Annotated in this window: 16 protein-coding genes; 6 read left to right on the top strand and 10 right to left on the bottom strand. The window is 34.9% G+C overall.

Annotated elements, in window-relative coordinates:
* Window positions 1-24: 24 nt before the first annotated feature.
* A complete protein-coding gene (locus tag ASG22_RS02280; RefSeq protein ID WP_055979880.1) occupies window positions 25-390 on the bottom strand; it encodes a hypothetical protein in 366 nt (121 codons plus the stop codon).
* A 255-nt stretch (window positions 391-645) separates the two neighbouring features.
* Between ASG22_RS02280 and ASG22_RS02275 the strand changes: the two genes are divergently transcribed.
* Complete coding sequence (locus tag ASG22_RS02275; protein WP_055979877.1) at window positions 646-1908, top strand: photosystem II stability/assembly factor-like protein; 1263 nt, start codon at window positions 646-648, stop codon at window positions 1906-1908.
* A 38-nt stretch (window positions 1909-1946) separates the two neighbouring features.
* Here ASG22_RS02275 and acs read toward each other — a convergent pair whose 3' ends face one another.
* The 9 genes from acs to ASG22_RS02230 form a co-directional block, all read right to left on the bottom strand.
* On the bottom strand, window positions 1947-3878 hold the full coding sequence (gene acs, locus ASG22_RS02270) for an acetate--CoA ligase (protein ID WP_262483939.1): 1932 nt from the start codon (window positions 3876-3878) through the stop codon (window positions 1947-1949).
* Window positions 3879-3910: 32 nt separating this feature from the next.
* Window positions 3911-5797, bottom strand: a complete 1887-nt coding sequence (locus tag ASG22_RS02265; RefSeq protein WP_055979871.1) for an AMP-binding protein — start codon at window positions 5795-5797, stop codon at window positions 3911-3913.
* A gap of 157 nt (window positions 5798-5954) precedes the next feature.
* Entirely contained in the window at window positions 5955-6317 is a 363-nt protein-coding gene (locus ASG22_RS02260; protein WP_055979868.1) for a response regulator transcription factor, read from the bottom strand.
* A gap of 8 nt (window positions 6318-6325) precedes the next feature.
* Complete coding sequence (locus ASG22_RS02255) at window positions 6326-9025, bottom strand: ATP-binding protein (RefSeq protein WP_055979866.1); 2700 nt, start codon at window positions 9023-9025, stop codon at window positions 6326-6328.
* Window positions 9018-9212 carry a hypothetical protein gene (locus ASG22_RS02250; protein ID WP_055979863.1) on the bottom strand — a complete coding sequence of 65 codons (195 nt, stop codon included), beginning with the start codon at window positions 9210-9212 and terminating at the stop codon, window positions 9018-9020. The genes ASG22_RS02255 and ASG22_RS02250 overlap by 8 nt, the downstream gene beginning before the upstream one ends.
* Window positions 9213-9287: 75 nt before the next feature.
* Window positions 9288-9515 carry a DUF6814 family protein gene (locus ASG22_RS02245; protein WP_055979860.1) on the bottom strand — a complete coding sequence of 76 codons (228 nt, stop codon included), beginning with the start codon at window positions 9513-9515 and terminating at the stop codon, window positions 9288-9290.
* A gap of 44 nt (window positions 9516-9559) precedes the next feature.
* Window positions 9560-11140 (bottom strand): MFS transporter, encoded by a 1581-nt coding sequence (locus ASG22_RS02240; protein ID WP_055979857.1) that lies wholly within the window; start codon window positions 11138-11140, stop codon window positions 9560-9562.
* A gap of 51 nt (window positions 11141-11191) precedes the next feature.
* A complete protein-coding gene (locus tag ASG22_RS02235) occupies window positions 11192-12571 on the bottom strand; it encodes a hypothetical protein (RefSeq protein ID WP_055979854.1) in 1380 nt (459 codons plus the stop codon).
* A 136-nt stretch (window positions 12572-12707) separates the two neighbouring features.
* Window positions 12708-13124: a helix-turn-helix domain-containing protein gene (locus ASG22_RS02230; RefSeq protein WP_055979852.1), complete on the bottom strand. Its 417-nt coding sequence runs from the start codon at window positions 13122-13124 to the stop codon at window positions 12708-12710.
* A gap of 162 nt (window positions 13125-13286) precedes the next feature.
* Here ASG22_RS02230 and ASG22_RS02225 point away from each other — a divergent pair, with 162 nt between their 5' ends.
* From ASG22_RS02225 to ASG22_RS02205, 5 genes are all read left to right on the top strand, one after another.
* Window positions 13287-13886 (top strand): GNAT family N-acetyltransferase, encoded by a 600-nt coding sequence (locus ASG22_RS02225; RefSeq protein WP_117590773.1) that lies wholly within the window; start codon window positions 13287-13289, stop codon window positions 13884-13886.
* Complete coding sequence (gene argG / locus ASG22_RS02220; protein WP_055979849.1) at window positions 13858-15054, top strand: argininosuccinate synthase; 1197 nt, start codon at window positions 13858-13860, stop codon at window positions 15052-15054. The genes ASG22_RS02225 and argG overlap by 29 nt, the downstream gene beginning before the upstream one ends.
* Complete coding sequence (argC, locus tag ASG22_RS02215; RefSeq protein ID WP_055979846.1) at window positions 15051-16013, top strand: N-acetyl-gamma-glutamyl-phosphate reductase; 963 nt, start codon at window positions 15051-15053, stop codon at window positions 16011-16013. Before argG ends, argC begins: the two co-directional genes overlap by 4 nt.
* A 336-nt stretch (window positions 16014-16349) precedes the next feature.
* Window positions 16350-17489: an aspartate aminotransferase family protein gene (locus ASG22_RS02210; protein ID WP_055979843.1), complete on the top strand. Its 1140-nt coding sequence runs from the start codon at window positions 16350-16352 to the stop codon at window positions 17487-17489.
* 12 nt (window positions 17490-17501) lie between these two features.
* Entirely contained in the window at window positions 17502-18461 is a 960-nt protein-coding gene (locus ASG22_RS02205; RefSeq protein WP_055979839.1) for an acetylornithine carbamoyltransferase, read from the top strand.
* The last annotated feature ends 3 nt before the right edge of the window (window positions 18462-18464 follow it).

Here is an 18464-nt window from a genome sequence, read left to right as displayed (position 1 = left end):
GGTTGTTAGTTTTTATCTTGGGGTTTAAAATTTTACTTCGGAGTCAATGCCTTGTGTAGAAACTTTTATTTTCACATCCGGACTGTTATGAATTTCAGCTCGGTTTCTGGCATTAATATATCTTTTTAGTTTTTCATAAGACTCATTTTCAATATTCATATTCTCAAACAGGTAGGTCTTTTTAACAGCATTTTGTGTAAAGATATTTTTTGCTTTATCCGTATATTCATTATTTTCTACCGAAACGCTCGCCATATATTGTGATTGGTGATTTTTTTCATCCAGATAAACAATATAATCAGAATTTTCAAAACCTGAACTTTCCAGTTCGGTTTCCAGTTTTTTGTAATCGCTGTGATGTTCAAATAATCCAGCTAATATATTTGACATAAGCAATGAATTTTAAAATTATATTTAAAGGTAATATTATTTTCCGAATTTTTTAATTATTTCTCAATAAAATTTAAAATTAGTTATTTTATCTATAAAATGTTAGTGAATTATTTGAGAATGTCTATTAAGTTTAAGTTTTGTTTTTATTGAAAAATAATAAAATAAATCTATATTTGTTGATTTAGTGTTGTGTGTTAATATAAAAAAAATAAATTTGCAATTAGTAAGCAAAAACAATAATAACTTTTAACTATGAAAAAAATCACACTTATTTTTTCTTTATTTTCAGCGTTATTTCAAGCGCAATATTCATGGTCGGCTTTTTCTTATCCACCAGCAGCCGGGACTAATTCAAGATATGATGATGTCTTTTTTTTAAACGATAATCTGGGGTGGGCGGCAAAAGGCGGAAATGGTGCTGTTTACAAAACTACTAATGGTGGAAGTACTTGGACTCAACAGGTTGTAAGTTCTGCAACTAATGAATATTATAGAAATATAGAATTTCTTAATGAAGATATTGGTTTTCTGGGAACATTAGATAATAATTTCTATAAAACTGTTGATGGTGGAACGTCTTGGCAAAGAGTAAATAATATTTCTCCTTATCCTGAAGCCATTTGTGGATTAGATTGTGTTGGAACTTCAACGATTTATGGATGCGGAGCATTCTTTTATCCAGCATACATTATAAAATCGACAGATAGTGGTAATACATGGCAATTTATTGACATGTCTGCTTATGCAGATGCTCTGGTTGAAATTAATTTTATTAGTGAAAATATCGGTTTTGTTTCAGGAAGTGATGTAAATGGTGCAGTGATCTTAAAAACAACAGACGGGGGGGTGACTTGGAATAAAATTTATAATAGTAATGAAGAAGGTGAATATGTTTGGAAAATGCAGCTTTTTGATAATAATACAATTTTCGGCTCTGTTGAATCTTGGAATCATATGCCCGGAAAATTGGCGAAGACTTTTGATGGAGGGATAACTTGGGAAACAAAAAATTTTCCAGATACTTATGTGCAAGCTGTAGGTTTTACATCGCCGACTCATGGATGGATGGGTGGTCATTTTTCGGGTTTTTATGAAACTTTTGATGGTGGAAATACATGGACAGATACTGGAGTAGGTGGTTCTTTAAATAGAATCTTTATTATTAATGATGGCTTGGCATACGCTGCAGGTACAAATATTTACAAAATGTCAAAAGGTACATTAGGATCTAAGGAAGTTTCTACACAAAAAGAATTTAAAAAGTTAAATGTTATTGTAACTCAAAATCCAGTAAAAGAGAAATTTCAAATCAATGTAGATTTTATACATTCTGATCATATTATTGTAAGTCTTTCTGATGCATCTGGAAAATTTATTAAAACTATTTTAAGAGATAATGTTGATCGAAAAGGTCTGAAAAAATATTCAATAGACTTTAATTATCCGAAAGGGAATTATTTATTGGATATTCATTCTAATCTCGGAAGACAATCTATTAAAATTATTAAAAATTAATAAAGAAAAAGCGCAGAACGTTCTGCGCTTTTTTATGTTTAATCTATTCTCTCATTTTTAATTTCCTCGACAATTTCGGGATTTAAAAGAGTAGAAATATCTCCGAAATTACTGAAATCACCCTCCGCAATTTTTCTCAGAATTCTACGCATAATTTTTCCTGAACGTGTTTTCGGAAGCCCAGAAACAAACTGAATTTTATCCAGTTTAGCAATCGGTCCGATTTGATCTGAAATTAATTGATTGATTTCTTTTACTAAATTTTCCTGCTTTCTGTCGGCTCCGGAATCTTTTAAAATAACAAACCCATACAACGCACTACCCTTAATGTCATGAGGAAATCCTACAATCGCAGATTCTGCTACAGCAGGATGTTCATTGATGCTGTCTTCAATCGGAGCAGTTCCCAAATTATGTCCGGAAACAATAATGACATCATCCACACGACCTGTAATTCTGTAATATCCAACCTCGTCTCTTAAAGCACCATCACCAGTGAAATATTTGCCTGGAAAAGCCGAAAAATAGGTTTCTTTATATCGTTGATGGTCGCCCCAAATCGTTCTTGCAATTCCCGGCCAAGGAAAACGAATACACAGATTTCCCGTCACCTGATTTCCTGAAATTTCATTGCGCTTGTCATCCATTAAAACAGGCTGAATTCCCGGCAAAGGAAGTGTAGCATAGGTCGGTTTTGTTGGTGTCACAAAAGGAAGCGGTGAAATCATAATTCCTCCCGTTTCAGTTTGCCACCAAGTATCAACAACAGGACATTTTTTCTTTCCGACATGATCGTTAAACCAATGCCAGGCTTCATCATTAATAGGTTCACCAACCGAACCGATCACTTTTAATGAACTTAAATCATGTTTGTCAACCCATTCCGTACTTTCTTTAGCTAAAGAACGAATGGCAGTCGGAGCCGTGTAAAATTGGGTAATCTTATGTTTTTCAATAACTTCCCAGAATCTGTCTGGTTCTGGATATGTTGGAACACCTTCAAAAATAACAGTGGTTGCACCGTTTAAAAGCGGTCCATAAAGAATGTATGAATGTCCTGTAATCCAGCCAATATCTGCAGTACACCAGTAAATATCATTCTCTTTATAATTAAATACATTTTTAAAGGTGTACGCCGTATACACCATGTATCCGGCAGAAGTGTGAAGCATTCCTTTCGGTTTCCCTGTAGAGCCGGAAGTATACAAAATGAAAAGCGGATCTTCTGCATCCATAATGATTGTTACGAAATCCGGAGAGGCTTTTTCGTACAAATCAGCCAGCCAGAAATCTCTGCCTTCCTTCATTTTGATTTCGTTATGCGTTCTTTTTACCACCAAAACAGATTCTACGGTCGGAGTTTTTTCCAGTGCTTCATCAATGATATGCTTTAAATCCAACACTTTATTTCCTCTGTAACTTCCATCTGAAGTAATCACCATTTTTGCACCGCAGTCATTCACTCTGGAAGAAACGGCAGAAGCAGAAAATCCTGCAAAAATAACGGAATGAACAGCACCTAATTTAGCACAAGCCAACATTGTAATTGCTAATTCTGGGATCATTGGAAGATAGATGCAGACTCTGTCTCCTTTTTCGATACCCATTTCCTTTAAAACATTGGCAGTTTTATTGACTCTTGTATATAATTCGTTGTAAGAAATATGTTGAGCTTCCTCTTTCGGGTCATTGGGTTCCCAAATGATAGCTGTTTTTTCTCCTCTTACGGCCAAATGTCTGTCGAGACAATTTTTAGTGATATTTAATTTTGCATTTTTAAACCAAACGATTTTGGCTTCATTCATATCATATTTTACGACCTTGCTCCATCTTTGATACCATACAAAGTTTTGATCGGCAATCTTGTCCCAGAATTTTTTAGGATTTTTAATAGACTTTTTATATTCTTCAAAATAATGTGGTAGATCTTCTATTTGATAATTTCTCATATTCCTGTCGTTTTTTGAAATTTTATTATTTAAATGTATGTTTAATTTCTTGTTTAAGCTTTATATTCATTGATTTTCTGTTGAATTTCCTCAATGATTTTTTCATCATCAATCGTCGACGGAATCTGAAATTCTTTTCCGTCTAATAAGGTTCTGATCAGTTTTCTTAAAATTTTTCCTGAGCGTGTTTTGGGCAAGCGCTTGACAATCATTACGTTTTTAAGACAGGCAACCGCCCCGATTTTTTCACGAACCATTTTTACAATATCTTTTTCTAAATCTTCTTCAGAAATTGTAGAACCATTCTTTAAAACTACCGAAGCGAAAGGAATCTGTCCTTTTAATTCATCATCAATACCCACAACGGCACATTCTGCAACATCTGGATGCGACGAAACAATTTCCTCCATTTCAGAGGTTGAAAGTCGATGTCCCGCAACATTTATCACATCGTCAACTCGCCCTGTAATAAAAATATAGCCATCTTCATCTTTTATGGCACCATCTCCGGAGAAATAATAACCTTTGTATTGTGATAAATAACTGTCGTAAAAACGATCATTATCGTTCCAAATTCCAAGTAAAGCGCCTGGTGGGAGTGGAAGTTTGATAATTAAATAACCTTCTTGATGAGCATTAAGTTCATATCCGTTTTCATCAAAAATCTTAATGTCATATCCCGGAATAGGTTTTCCGGCAGAAGCTCTTTTTATTTTGTAATTTTCATCAAAAGTCATTAAACCCAACATTGGCCAACCGGATTCTGTCTGCCACCAATGGTCGATCGCAGGAACTCCGATGTGTTCTTCGAACCAATCCAAAGTGGCAACATCACATCTTTCACCAGCCAAAAACTGTTTTTTGAAATGGCTTAAATCATATTTTTTAACCAATTCTCCATTAGGATCTTCTTTTTTAATCGCTCGAATGGCTGTCGGTGCAGTAAACATTGCGGAAACTTTGTATTCTGAAATAATTCTCCAAAACGTTCCTGCATCTGGAGTCATGATAGGTTTTCCTTCAAAAATAATCGTTGTATTTCTGTTAATTAATGGTCCATACACCGAAAAACTGTGACCGACTGCCCAACCAAAATCAGACGCTGCCCAATATGTTTCCCCCTTTTCAATTCCATAAATATATTTCATCGAAAATTTTAGAGCAGTTGCATAACCACCTGTATCACGGGTGATTCCTTTAGGTTTTCCTGTTGTGCCGGAAGTATATAATAAGTAGAGTGGGTGAGTCGACTCAACCGAAATGTAGCCAACGGGTTCTGATTGTTGAACCAGTTCTTCGTAATCAATTAATCCATCAAACATTTCATGTTGATTATTTACTAATTTTCTATTATAAACAATAATATTTTCAACCTTATCCTGAGCGAGTTCAATTGCTTTTTCAACCAATGGTAAATACGGAATTCTTTTGATAATTTCAATTCCAGCAGTTGCTGTAATTAAGGCTTTTGGTTTGCAGTCATCAATTCTTACGACTAATTCATTCGGCGCAAAACCTCCGAAAACCACGTTATGAATCACTCCGATTCTTGCACAAGCCAACATTGTAAAAAGTGTTTGCGGAATCATCGGCATATAAATAACAGCGATATCTCCCTTTATCAAACCTAATGAAACTAAACCTCCTGCTAATTTTGAAATCTCTTCTTTCGCCTGATTGAAAGTGTAGGTTTCCTTTTGATTGGTAACAGGTGAATCATAAACAATCGCAATCTGTTCTCCAAAACCATCTTCAATATGTTTGTCGATACACAAATAACACATATTCAATTTCCCATTGGAAAACCATTGGGTATATTCATTTTCGTCTTTTGAAAGAATCTGTGTCGGGAATTCAAACCAAGAAATTTCCTGAGCCTGTTGCTTCCAGAAATTCTCTTTGTCTTCTATGCTTTGTTTAAATAAAATATCTGTATCCATGTCGATTTTTGTGTTTTGGTCATTGCGAGGAGCGAAGCAACGAAGCAATTTCTTAAAAAGCAGATTGAAACTTTATAATCTTAACTTCCTAATTTAAAACTTAATGATTTAAATTTGAGATTGCTTCACTTTGTTAGCAATGACGGTGTGTGAAAATTCATTCAAGCATTTCTTCAATCTGTTGCATCAGTTTTTTAATCGAATAAGGTTTTGTAACATATGCATCGGCTCCCATTTCCAATCCTTTTTCTATATCTTTAGGATTGTTTTTCGCACTTAGAAAAATAACTTTTGTATTTTTTAGTTTTTCGTCTTGTTTAATGATTTCCAACGTGCTGTAACCGTCGAGATTCGGCATCATGATATCGAGCAGAATTACGTCAGGAGTAATTATTTTTAAAAACTCCAATACTTCGGTTCCGTCTCTTGCAATAAATACGTCATAGCCGTTTTTCTTAAAGCTGTATTCCAGCGTCATTAATATTTTGTGCTCATCATCCGCAATAATTATCTTTTTCATGCTGTGTTTTAAATGTGTTCAACTTCATTTTTATTCTCTTTTATTTTTTCGGAAAGAGTGACTGTAAAAGTTACGCCCAATCCGCTATTTTCTGCTTTTATTGTTCCGCCATGCGCCTGTACTATTTTTTTTGAAATAGCCAATCCGAGTCCACTTCCGGTTTGTTTTAAGATGTTTTGGTTTTTTGACTGATAAAATTTATCAAAAATAAGTTCCAGATCTTCCTCAGGAATTGTTTTTCCCGTATTGAAAATTTTGATGATTAACTGATTTTCTTTTTCCGCTAATTTAGCCTGAATTGTTCCCTGTTCATCTGTAAATTTTAAAGCATTTCCTAAAATATTCTGAAATAATTGAATCATTCTTGCTTCATCATATTCATACAAATACTGATTTAAAAGATTGACTTCACTCAAATGAATATTTTTCTGCTGAATCAAATGCAATAACGGATTTAATGCTTTTTTATAGGTTTCAATAATGTTATTTTCCTGAACATTTAAAGCAATTTCACCGTGTTGAAGCTTATCCAGATACAAAATGTCATTAATGATTTCACTTAATCTGTCGGATTCTGTGATGATATTATTTAAAAATTCTCTTTTGATTTCCAAAGGAATATCGTCGTCATCTGCCAAAATTTCTCCTGCCGAACGAATTGCTGTAATCGGCGTTCTCAATTCGTGTGCAACAGAATCCAAAAAATCGTCTTTCTGATGGTCTTTAATGATTAAACTTTCATTGGCTTTTCTTAAATCATCAGATAATTTTTGTAATTCTTCGGACTGTTCTGTCAGTTTTTTATTAAGTGTAATATTTTCTTTAGATTCCTCTAAAATGTTTAAAACTTCCTTTAAAGAAATTTTATCTTCTTTGGTTACGCCTTCAATCAAAATTTTTGCGGAAGCCGTCCCGATTCTTCCTGCCAAAAGATTTTCAGAGAATTTGATGAATCTTGAATCGGCAGTTTCTGTCTGAGAATCAATATTGTATTTAAGATTAAAAATTCTGAGAGCCTGTTCGGTTTTCGTTTTGCCTAAAAATCTTTCCAAAATATTTTTAATGTCTGAAACATAGGCAGTTCCACGCCAGATAAAAGCATTTTCATGATTTTGAATGTATTTATCAATGTCAACATACAATTCGGCGAAATTTCTTTCACGATAATCTCCTTTGACGCTGACAGAAATTATGGAGAAAATTGCTGTGTTTACCAAAATCGACCAAAAGAAAATCTGTGGAATCCTTCCTAAAAAAGAAATTTTAAAGAAGTCAAAAGCATCATACATTTCACGTAAAACTCCTTTCAGTTCTTGATTATATGAGAAATAATACTGAGGAATGATTAATCCGAAATAACAGATTGCTAAACCTACCAATAATCCTACAACGGCACCTTTATAACTTCCTCTTCTCCAGAATATAGCTCCAAAAAAAGATGGTGCCAATTGAGCGATCAGTACAAATGAAATTAATCCAACCGAATCCAGAGAGGTTTTAAGAATGAAATATTTATAAAAACCAAATGCCATGATTATTAATGCAAAAATGCTGAATTTCCTGATGTTGGTAATGTTTCTGGTATTCTGAACTTCATTTTCAGACTTAAATTTTCCCAATAAACCGTACGGAATAATTAAGTTGTTGGACAGCATGATTGATAAGGTAATTGCCGAAATAATAATCATTGAAATACACGAACTTAACCCTCCAAGAAATACAAAAACGGTAATCCATGTATCGCCGAAATATTGTGGAATTAAAATAGAGTAAAACTCAGGATTTACATTCTGCCCATTAAAAATTAGTCTTCCTCCCCATGCAATCGGGAAGATAAATATGGTGAAAATCAACAAATAAAGTGGAAAAAACCAAATGGCTGTTTTAATATGTTTCTCTTGTCTGTTTTCAACAATAGCGGTATGAAACTGTCTTGGAAGAATGCAGATTGCCGTCCCTGAAATAAGGCAAAGAACCATCCAGTTCATTGCGCCTTCAATTCCGTTAAAAGTATTTTTTTGTTTAAAATCTTCAAATCTGCTTGCCTTTTGGTAAATATCTTCAAATCCATCAAACACGAAATAAATAACAAATATTCCTAAAATAATAATGAAAAAAAGTTTCAAAAAACTTTCCAGCGCAATTGCGGAAATTATTCCCAGACGTTTTTCTGACGCATCAACGTATTTTGTTCCGTAATAAGATGCAAATAAAGCAATTAAAACAACTACAAAAGTAGCATTATCGGTCAGTATATTTTTTGACATTGGTGTTTCTGTCACCAAATGGAAAGTCTCTGAAATTGCTTTGATCTGTAAACCAATGTAAGGAACAATCGCCAAAAGGCAGACAATCGTGATGATGGCGCTGAAACTTCTGCTGTTACCATATCTTAACGAAATAAAATCAGCAACACTGCTTATTTTATTCACTCTTGCGATTCTTACAATTCTGGTATTAATGTAAATCCATGCGGGAATTACCATGATAGGACCGATGTAGATCGGGAGATAATTGAGCCCGCTTGTTGCAGCAACTCCTATGCTTCCGTAGTACGTCCAGGCTGTGCAGTACACCGCTAAAGACAAGGCATAAATGTAGGGATTGTTGATCCATAGCTTGCTCTTTTTCTTCTCCGCCAAATGGGCGACTAAGAACAAAAGTGCCAGATAAAACAAAACCACAAAAAATAATGCAAAACTACTCATCATATTTTTTTACGATTACAAAAGAAATAATGATGGAAATCATCCAGACAACGAAAAGATAAACAAGAATCATCGGGTAGCCAAAAACCTCTTTTTCACTGTTAAACAACAATGAAACAGGAATGCTGAATGCAATCAGAAGTCCTATGCTCAGGATGATTAATTTTTGTTCGTGTCTCTTTTTCATGAATATTGAATAATCAGTGATAAAAGATAATTGATGAACAAAATCATTCATCAATTATCATCTATCGTTTATAATTTACTGCTTGTCATTTGAATATTCTCCAATTAAAGAATAGTATCCGAAAATTGCCAATCCGCCTGTAACAATCGGTACCAATACAAAAAGTATGATGATCCCGAATACAAGATCTTCTTGTTTTCCTGATATAAGTTTTGGGATCCCCATTACGGTTATTCCGAAATAGGCAACAACCAAGGCTGCTAAAATCCAAACGATGCCTAATATTTTTTTTAATCCGTCCATTTTGTTAGATTTAAAATTAATAAATTTTTAAGTGATTACGTCTATTAATCGTGGATATTATTGTTCTTATTTTTAAGATAAATCAATCCGATGACTAAACAGACTGCGGCAACTCCAATCGGATACCAAAGTCCCTCCAAATACCAGGTTGCATGACCCGCTTCTTTGCCTTGGGTAACCAAATATGTGGCAACTGCAGGAAGCAATCCTCCAAACACTCCATTACCAATGTGGTACGGTAAAGACATCGATGTATAACGGATTCTTACCGGGAACATTTCCACTAAAAATGCTGCAATCGGACCATAAACCATCGTTACGAAAATCACCTGAATGAAAACCAAAAACACCAAATACCATCTCGTATCGTTGTTTAATGTAATCGATGTTGAAACTTTTGGTTCTTCTGCTTTTCCGTCTTTCATCACCGGTCCTGTAGCCGACCAATGAACGATACTGTCTTTTTTTACTAAAGTTCCGTCTGTGAAAGCGGTTTCTTTATGGAATAAAATCAAACTGTCTGAAGCAATTGTTTTGTGAACTGCTGCAGTTCTCGTTTCTTTTATTCCGTTACTGGCAACGGTTTTAGCTTCGATATTTACACTTTTGTACATGCTGTCGTAGATTGGGCGGTAGGCTAAAATTGCCACCAACATTCCTGTCATCATAATCGCTTTTCGTCCGATTTTATCTGAAAGCCAGCCAAAAAATACGAAGAATGGTGTTCCCATCAACAATGCGGTTGCCATTAAATAGTCAACTTGCATTGAGTTGATATTCATTACTTTTTGGAGGAAACTCATAGCGTAAAACTGACCTGTGTACCAGATCACTCCTTGTCCCATCGCAGCTCCGAATAATGCCAGTAAAACAAACTTAAAGTTAAATTTATTCCCAAAACTTTCTTTTAGAGGATTTTTTGAAGTTTTTCCTTCACTTTTAGCCTTTGCAAAAAGCGGAGATTCTTTCATATTTTTTCTGATGAAATAAGAAACTCCCACCATTAAGATTGAAATCCAGAAAGGAACTCTCCATCCCCAGGAATCAAATTCTTCTGCAGAAAGTGTATTTTTAGTAATTAAAATAACAATTAATGAAATGAAAAGTCCTGCTGTAGCTGTAGTTTGAATCCACGAAGTCCAATAACCTCTTCGGTGCGACTGCGAATATTCTGCCACATAAGTCGCGGCTCCGCCATATTCTCCACCGAGAGCCAAACCCTGTAAAAGTCTTAAAATTAAAACTAAAACCGGTGCCATAAATCCGATGGTTTCGTATCCCGGAATACATCCAATTAAAAATGTGGAGAATCCCATGATTAACAACGTTACCAAAAACGTATATTTTCTTCCGATAATATCTCCCAATCTTCCGAAGAATAAAGCTCCGAAAGGTCTTACCACAAATCCTGCTGCGAAAGTGGCAAGGGTAGACAAAAATGCTGCGGTAGGATTGTCTGCAGGGAAAAATTTTGTTGCTAAAACGATAGCCAAACTTCCGAAAATGTAGAAGTCATACCATTCTATCAATGTGCCGAGTGAGGAGGCAGTGATGACGCTCCAGATGGTGCGGTTTTTCTGCTTATCGGTCATATTTTCGTAAGCATCGTGATGATTTTCGCTCATATTGATTGAATTTAGATGTTAGTTAAAATTGATATTAAGTTTTCTGAGTTTTTATAAATAAATCTGGAATTGCACAATAAATTCTCCTTTTGAGGATGGACTTTCCGTTGGACTTGTATAAATGGGTCTCGTTGAGTATTGTGTGGTAATTTTTGCGTGATGACCGTCTAAGAACCAGTTGGCACCAATATCAAATTGTGAGGATGATTTTTCAAACGCTTCAAAACTTTTATGAGTGTATGCGGCAAACGGCTGAATTCTGATTTTCGGTTTTTCTGCCTGGCTCGGTAATAATAAACCTGCCTGTGCGTAGATAATATTACCTGTTCCGATGGTTGGTTGTAGATTTCCTGGTCCTGCAATAGCTTTATCGCCAATGAAATTTGGATCAGATGAAGCGATGTTCATAATGCCCAGATTTCTCATATAATTCGGACCGAATTGATAATTGTAATATCCTGCATAAGCAGAAACCGCCATTTTATTTTTAGCATTTCCGAAAGGAATGTCCGCAAAAGCATCGACTGCAACGAGTGTAATGTCATGCTTTTCTATCGTTGAATTAACGGAAGTTCTCGTTCCGTCTTTTTGATGATAAAACCCTGCTCCCAGGTTGAAAACTTTCTTTGTTCCCAGATAAGAGCCCACCTTGAAAGGAAGTGTATTCGATTCTTCGTCAAGAAATTGATATTCAACATAACCGGCTTTTGAAAAATTTGGATTTCCATTATTGTCAACTGCTACCGCTTTCGAGGGATCTGTAACATTGGCAGGAATTAAATCTGTTGCAAAAGGTTTATTTAAACTGAAACGGTATTCAAATTTTCCATATTTTCCTTTGGCAAACATTCCCAACTGTCTCGCAAATTGGTCGGAATTGTCAATCAAAGGCCATGAAAAAATAGGGGAATCAACCGTAAGAAAGTTCAATGTGGAAGCCATTGTCATACGGGAAAGTCCCATATAGTAATGTAATCCAGCACCTAAAGTTAAACTGAATCTCCCTGCTTCTCCGGGTAAAAGAACTGCATATTCGTTCCATGCATCATGAAAAAACAATTGTGTTTTTTTGCCGTTTCCATTTCCGCCTGTACCTGTGGTTCCGGGTGCGCCTCCATTGATAAAGGTTTGATTGTTAATCCCAAAATGCCCTAAGATCATATATCTTTTGGAGATTTGTGCGTAGGCCAAGAGTCGTAATCTTCGGTTTCCTAAACTCCAAGAATTGTCTGTCGGTTCTCCGCCAACCATACTTCCGGGATTCATTTCTGTGTATCTTAACCAGAATTGATCCCATAAAATAAATCTGACGTATTTATCACCTTGCTGATTTAAGTTGACCTTCAAGCCGCTTCCGTAATCGGGAGATCCTTGTGAATATAAAGAATTACTGATTAAAGCTAATCCAATAAATGTGAGTATTTTCTTCATAAATTATCAATTTTTGGCGTTTTTTTTGTGAAAGCCAAATTGTAATTAATAATTTAGTTATGAAAATTTAATATATATTATTGCTAATACTATATTTTTTAAATTATTTAATTGATTATTAGTTAGTTGTTTAAATTTATTTTTTAAATCTTTCCCATTTAATCAACATATATTTATCTGCAAACTGAGTAATAATTAATCCTGAGTTTTTAATATTTTCCTCTTTACTCATGTATTCAATGAGTTCATTTTGCTTTAAAATTTTATACACCGGATGAAATTCTGAATGAGGAGGTCTTACAATATTGTATTTCTTGATCCAGGAACTTATCGTTACATGGGAAACTCCTATAATACGTTCTATTTCACGATAACTGAGGCCTTCAAGATATAATTGCAATGCTTTTGTTACGTAATAATCATCAATCTGTTTTCCGAGTTTTTTCACGGTAAAATAATAGTTACAGTCCTTACAATGGAAACGTTGTTTCTCATTGATGATTCCGCTTTTTACAATGTTATTGCTTTGGCACCTCGGACAGTTATTTTCCATACCTATATAGGTTTTTAGCAAATATATAATAATTTAGCAAAATATTAAATTAGTGTAAAGATAAAATTACCTGTATATTAATTTAATTCAATAAAATTATCTTTTTAATTTGTTTTTTAAAGTTATTATGTTTTAAATTTGCCAAAAAATTCAGATAAATAAATGGAAATAGAAATTTCCTCATCCATACATTTGATGTATGTGAGTGAAATACAGCAGGAAATGTATGATTCTGCACAGCGGAGAGGAACGGGGATCGCCAAACGGTCCATCGAATATTTAAGTAAAAAGATTTCAGAAGGCAATGCTGTGGTTGCCACTGAAAATGGAGAATGGGTGGGTTTCTGTTATATAGAAACCTGGTCACATGGTCAGTTTGTGGCTAATTCAGGATTAATTGTTTCTCCCAAATTCAGACACGGTGGAATTGCAACTTTGATTAAAGATCGTGTGTTTGCCTTATCGAGAGAGAAATTTCCCAATGCGAAAATATTTGGTTTAACTACAGGTCTTGCTGTGATGAAGATTAACAGTGATTTGGGGTATAAGCCAGTTATCTATTCTGAATTAACACAAGATGATGAATTCTGGAATGGCTGCAAAAGTTGTGTTAATTATGAAATTTTAATGAAAAAAGAACGTAAAAATTGCCTTTGTACGGCAATGCTTTTCGTTCCTGAAAATAATAAAGTAAATGAGGTTGGAGATAAACAACCCGAAAATCAATATCAAAATGAGCAAGAAAGTAATCTTAGCATTTAGTGGAGGGTTGGATACCTCTTACTGCGCCAAATATTTGAGTGAAACACTTGGATATGAGGTGTATGCCGTCACTGTAAATACCGGAGGTTTTTCTAAAGAAGAGGAAAAAGAACTGGAGAAAAAGGCCTTTAATCTTGGGGTTAAAGAATACAGATGCATAGATGCTCAGGAAGATTATTATAATTCTTGTGTGAAATATCTGATCTTTGGTAATGTTTTGAAAAACAATACTTACCCTCTGTCTGTAAGTGCTGAACGTACAATTCAGGCGCAGGAAATTGCAAAGTTTGCTATTGAAGTTGGAGCCGATGCGATCGCTCACGGAAGTACAGGTGCCGGAAATGATCAGGTTCGTTTTGATTTGATTTTTCAGGTAATGTGTCCGAATGTAGAAATTATTACGCCAATTCGTGATATGTCTTTATCCCGTGAAGAAGAAATTGAATTTTTGAAAAGTCATGGCTACGAAATGGAATTTCAAAAAGCACAATATTCTGTGAATAAAGGATTGTGGGGAACTTCGGTGGGTGGAAAAGAAACCTTGACTTCAAGAAATTATTTGCCGGAAGAAGCTTTTCCATCTCAAATTAAAGAAACTCAGCCTTCAGAACTTGAAATTGAATTTAAGAATGGAGAAGTTGTAGCGGTAAATGGTGAAAATTTTAAACATTCAGTGTATGCAATTCAAAAGATCGAAGAATTGGCTTCTTCGTACGGAATCGGTCGCGATATTCATGTGGGAGATACGATTGTAGGAATCAAAGGAAGAGTAGGATTTGAAGCGGCTGCGGCATCTGTGATCATCAAAGCGCACCATTTGTTGGAAAAACATACGCTTTCAAAATATCAGCAGATGATGAAATCCCAATTATCCGATTGGTACGGAAACTGGCTTCATGAAGCACTTTTCTTAGATCCTGTGATGAGAAATATCGAATCCTTTTTAGTTGATTCTCAAAAAACCGTGAGCGGAAAAGTTTTTGTAACCCTGCATCCTTATCGATTTATTTTGAATGGAATTGAATCTTCACACGATTTAATGTCTGATAAATTCGGAAGTTACGGCGAAGCGAACAGAGTATGGACAGGCGATGATGTGAAAGGCTACACAAAAATTGTAAGCAATTCTTTAAATATATACCATCAGATTAACGGAATAAATGTATGAAAACAGTAGGGATTATTGGAGCTAATGGCTACACGGGAAGCGAACTGGTTCGTCTGCTGGCTTTTCATCCTCATGTGTCTTTAAGTTTTTTATATAGCCGTTCGAATTCAGGTGCGAAAATTTCAGATTTGTACCCGGATTTAGAGACGATTTGTGATATGACCTTAACAAATCAGTCGGAAGAAGTAGATATTTTATTTCTATGCCTTCCTCACAAAGAGAGTCAAAATTGGTTGACTCAAAATCCCATAAAAGAAGAAACGGTAGTTATCGATTTAGGGAATGATTTTCGTTTAGATGGAAATTTCGGAAACCGAAATTTTATCTACGGGTTGCCTGAAATCAACAAAAAACAACTTTTAGGAGCAAAAAGTATTGCCAATCCGGGATGTTTTGCAACGGCTATTCAGCTGGCTTTGCTTCCGTTAGCTCAAAAAAGTTTATTGAATGAAGTTTACACAACGGGAATTACGGGTTCAACAGGCGCAGGTCAGTCTTTACAGGCAACTACGCATTTTACCTGGAGAAATGATAATATTTCGGCGTATAAAACTTTGACACATCAGCATGTGGATGAGATTTTACAGCAGTTAATTTCTTTTAATCATAATGAAGTCAGTCTGAATTTTGTTCCATGGAGAGGAGATTTTGCAAGAGGAATTTTTACAAGTTCTACAGTAAAAACGGATTTACATCTTTCGGATATTGAGCAGTTGTATCAGGATTTTTATGCAGATGCGCCTTTTGTAAAGGTAAGCAAAAAAGCAATTGATATGAAGCAGGTTGTCAACACGAATCGCTGTGTGATTCATATAGAAAAGAGTGGAAATGTAGCAGTAATTCACTCAGCGATTGACAATTTGTTGAAAGGAGCTTCCGGACAAGCCGTTCAAAATATGAATATTTCAATGGGTTGGGAAGAAAATTCAGGATTAAATCTAAAGCCGATTGCATTTTAAATGTGAATAGTCAGTAAGCCAATCGTGAATTTTAATCTCAAAGTAAAACCGACCTAGGAAAATGGAGCGTTAAGAAAATTGAAATTTAATCCGTTAAAAAATTCCCACTGTTTGAGCACGAGACAAATTTTCAATCGAAGAGCAAATCTTCAATTCGTGCGAGTTTTGGGAATTTTAGGATTCAATTTAAATTTTTAGCCGGAGTTTCCAAGTCTTGAATTTTTGTTTCTTTTGCTTCAAGGCAAAAGAAATTAATAAAAAATAAGATTAAGCTGTCAATAAGTCAATATGAATTTTAAAAACTCGAATTGCAAACCAACAACAATCAACTAAAAAATGAATTTATTCAAAGTATATCCATTATTCAACATCAATCCAATAAAAGCTCAGGGATTATTTCTCTGGGATGATAAGGGACAAAAATATCTTGATTTTTACGGAGGTCACGCTGTGATTTCTATCGGTCACAACCATCTACATTATCAAACTCAATTAAAAAACCAATTAGATAAAATATCTTTCTATTCAAATTCAGTTCAGAATGAATTACAAACTGAACTAGCTGAAAAATTAGGAAAACTTTCAGGTTTAGAAGATTATAATTTATTTCTGTGTAATTCAGGAGCTGAAGCGAACGAAAATGCTTTAAAACTGGCTTCTTTCAATAATGGGAAAAATAAGGTGCTATATTTTTCAGGTTCATTTCACGGAAGAACTTCGGCGGCAGTTTCGGTGACGGATAATCCGAAAATCGTAGCTCCGGTAAATTATGACGAAAGATTCATTAAATCTGAATGGAATAATATCGAACAGCTTGAAAAAGTTTTTGAAAAACAAGGAAGTGAAATTTCATCCGTTATTATTGAAGGAATTCAGGGCGTTGGCGGAATTATGATTCCAACGATTGAATTTTTAACTAAAATCAAAGAATTATGTGAAAAACATGATGCTGTTTTGATTTTGGATGAAGTTCAGTCAGGATATGGAAGAAGCGGATATTTTTTTGCGCATCAGGAATTCGGAATTGAGGCTGATATTATCACCATAGCAAAAGGAATGGGAAATGGTTTTCCAATCGGCGGTGTTTTAATTCACCCGAAATTTAAGGCAAGCAACGGTTTGTTGGGAACTACTTTTGGAGGGAATCATTTGGCTTGTGTTGCGGCGATTGCGGTATTGGATGTGATGAAAGATGAAAATCTAATCGAAAATGCTCAGGAAATGGGCGCTTATATTGAAAATGAATTGAAAGATTTTCCACATATTAAAACCATCCGAAGGAAAGGTTTGATGATTGGAATTGAACTTGACAGGGATTGCTCAGAAGTGAGGAACAGCCTGTTGTACAATCATCATATTTTCACTGGAAATTCTAATGATAAGGCTGTGTTGAGGATTCTTCCGGCGCTTACCATTAAAAAGGAAGAAACTGATATATTCATCAGTGCTTTGAAAAATGTTTTAGAAAATCTTTAAAATCAATTCAAAATGAAAAAATTCACCTCTGTAAGTGATGTTGAAAACTTACAGGATATTATAAAAAAAGCTTTACAAATTAAAGAAAATCCTCTTTCGGAAACCGAGAAAGGAAAAGGAAAAACCATCGGATTAGTATTTTTAAATTCAAGTTTGAGAACCCGTTTAAGCAGCCAGATTGCAGCGCAAAATTTAGGACTGAATGTTTTGACATTAAACGCAGCTCAAGAAGCCTGGAACTTGGAATTCGCAGACGGAGCAGTAATGAACGGTGATACCGTTGAGCATATCAAAGATGCGATCGAGGTTTTAAATCAATATTGTGATATTATTGCAGTTCGTTGCTTTGCAGGAATGAAAAGTAAGGAAGATGATGTTAACGAAAGCATTTTAAGCCAGTTCGAGCAACACGCAAAAGTTCCGGTTATTTCGTTGGAATCTGCAACGCGCCATCCTTTACAAAGCTTGGCAGATTGCATCACAATTACAGAAAATTGGAAAGAAGAGCGTAAACCAAAAGTGGTTTTATCTTGGGCTCCTCATATCAAACCAATTGCTCATGCGGTAGGAAATTCTTTTGTAGAATGGATGCAGGAAATGGATGTGGAATTGATAATCGCTAATCCCGAAGGCTATGATTTGGATAAAAACTTTACAAAAGATGTAAAAGTAATTCATAATCAGGATGAAGCGTTGAAAGATGCAGATTTTATTTACGTAAAAAACTGGTCGTCTTTTGATGACTATGCGGCGATGCCAGAAGTGAAAGAAAGCTGGATGTTGACGAACGAAAAACTGGAAAATACTAATCAGGCAAAGGTGATGCACTGTCTTCCGGTTCGTCGAAATGTAGAATTAAGCGATGAGGTGATGGATGGTGAAAATTCTATCATTTATCAGCAGACTAAAAACCGAATTTTCTCCGCACAGGCAGTTTTCTCTGAAATTTTAGATGAATTGAATTCAAAATAATTA

This window comes from Chryseobacterium sp. Leaf405, assembly GCF_001425355.1.
Taxonomy (GTDB): Bacteria; Bacteroidota; Bacteroidia; order Flavobacteriales; family Weeksellaceae; genus Chryseobacterium.
Note: the sequence above shows the minus strand (reverse complement) of the source record. Positions and strands in the feature narration are given on the sequence as shown.

Coding starts and splice junctions, on each gene's coding strand:
- ASG22_RS02280 (WP_055979880.1), bottom strand. CDS start 390: ATGTCAAATATATTAGCTGGATTATTTGAACATCACAGCGATTACAAA.
- ASG22_RS02275 (WP_055979877.1), top strand. CDS start 646: ATGAAAAAAATCACACTTATTTTTTCTTTATTTTCAGCGTTATTTCAA.
- ASG22_RS02265 (WP_055979871.1), bottom strand. CDS start 5,797: ATGGATACAGATATTTTATTTAAACAAAGCATAGAAGACAAAGAGAAT.
- ASG22_RS02260 (WP_055979868.1), bottom strand. CDS start 6,317: ATGAAAAAGATAATTATTGCGGATGATGAGCACAAAATATTAATGACG.
- ASG22_RS02255 (WP_055979866.1), bottom strand. CDS start 9,025: ATGAGTAGTTTTGCATTATTTTTTGTGGTTTTGTTTTATCTGGCACTT.
- ASG22_RS02250 (WP_055979863.1), bottom strand. CDS start 9,212: ATGAAAAAGAGACACGAACAAAAATTAATCATCCTGAGCATAGGACTT.
- ASG22_RS02245 (WP_055979860.1), bottom strand. CDS start 9,515: ATGGACGGATTAAAAAAAATATTAGGCATCGTTTGGATTTTAGCAGCC.
- ASG22_RS02240 (WP_055979857.1), bottom strand. CDS start 11,140: ATGAGCGAAAATCATCACGATGCTTACGAAAATATGACCGATAAGCAG.
- ASG22_RS02235 (WP_055979854.1), bottom strand. CDS start 12,571: ATGAAGAAAATACTCACATTTATTGGATTAGCTTTAATCAGTAATTCT.
- ASG22_RS02230 (WP_055979852.1), bottom strand. CDS start 13,124: ATGGAAAATAACTGTCCGAGGTGCCAAAGCAATAACATTGTAAAAAGC.
- ASG22_RS02225 (WP_117590773.1), top strand. CDS start 13,287: ATGGAAATAGAAATTTCCTCATCCATACATTTGATGTATGTGAGTGAA.
- argG (WP_055979849.1), top strand. CDS start 13,858: ATGAGCAAGAAAGTAATCTTAGCATTTAGTGGAGGGTTGGATACCTCT.
- argC (WP_055979846.1), top strand. CDS start 15,051: ATGAAAACAGTAGGGATTATTGGAGCTAATGGCTACACGGGAAGCGAA.
- ASG22_RS02210 (WP_055979843.1), top strand. CDS start 16,350: ATGAATTTATTCAAAGTATATCCATTATTCAACATCAATCCAATAAAA.
- ASG22_RS02205 (WP_055979839.1), top strand. CDS start 17,502: ATGAAAAAATTCACCTCTGTAAGTGATGTTGAAAACTTACAGGATATT.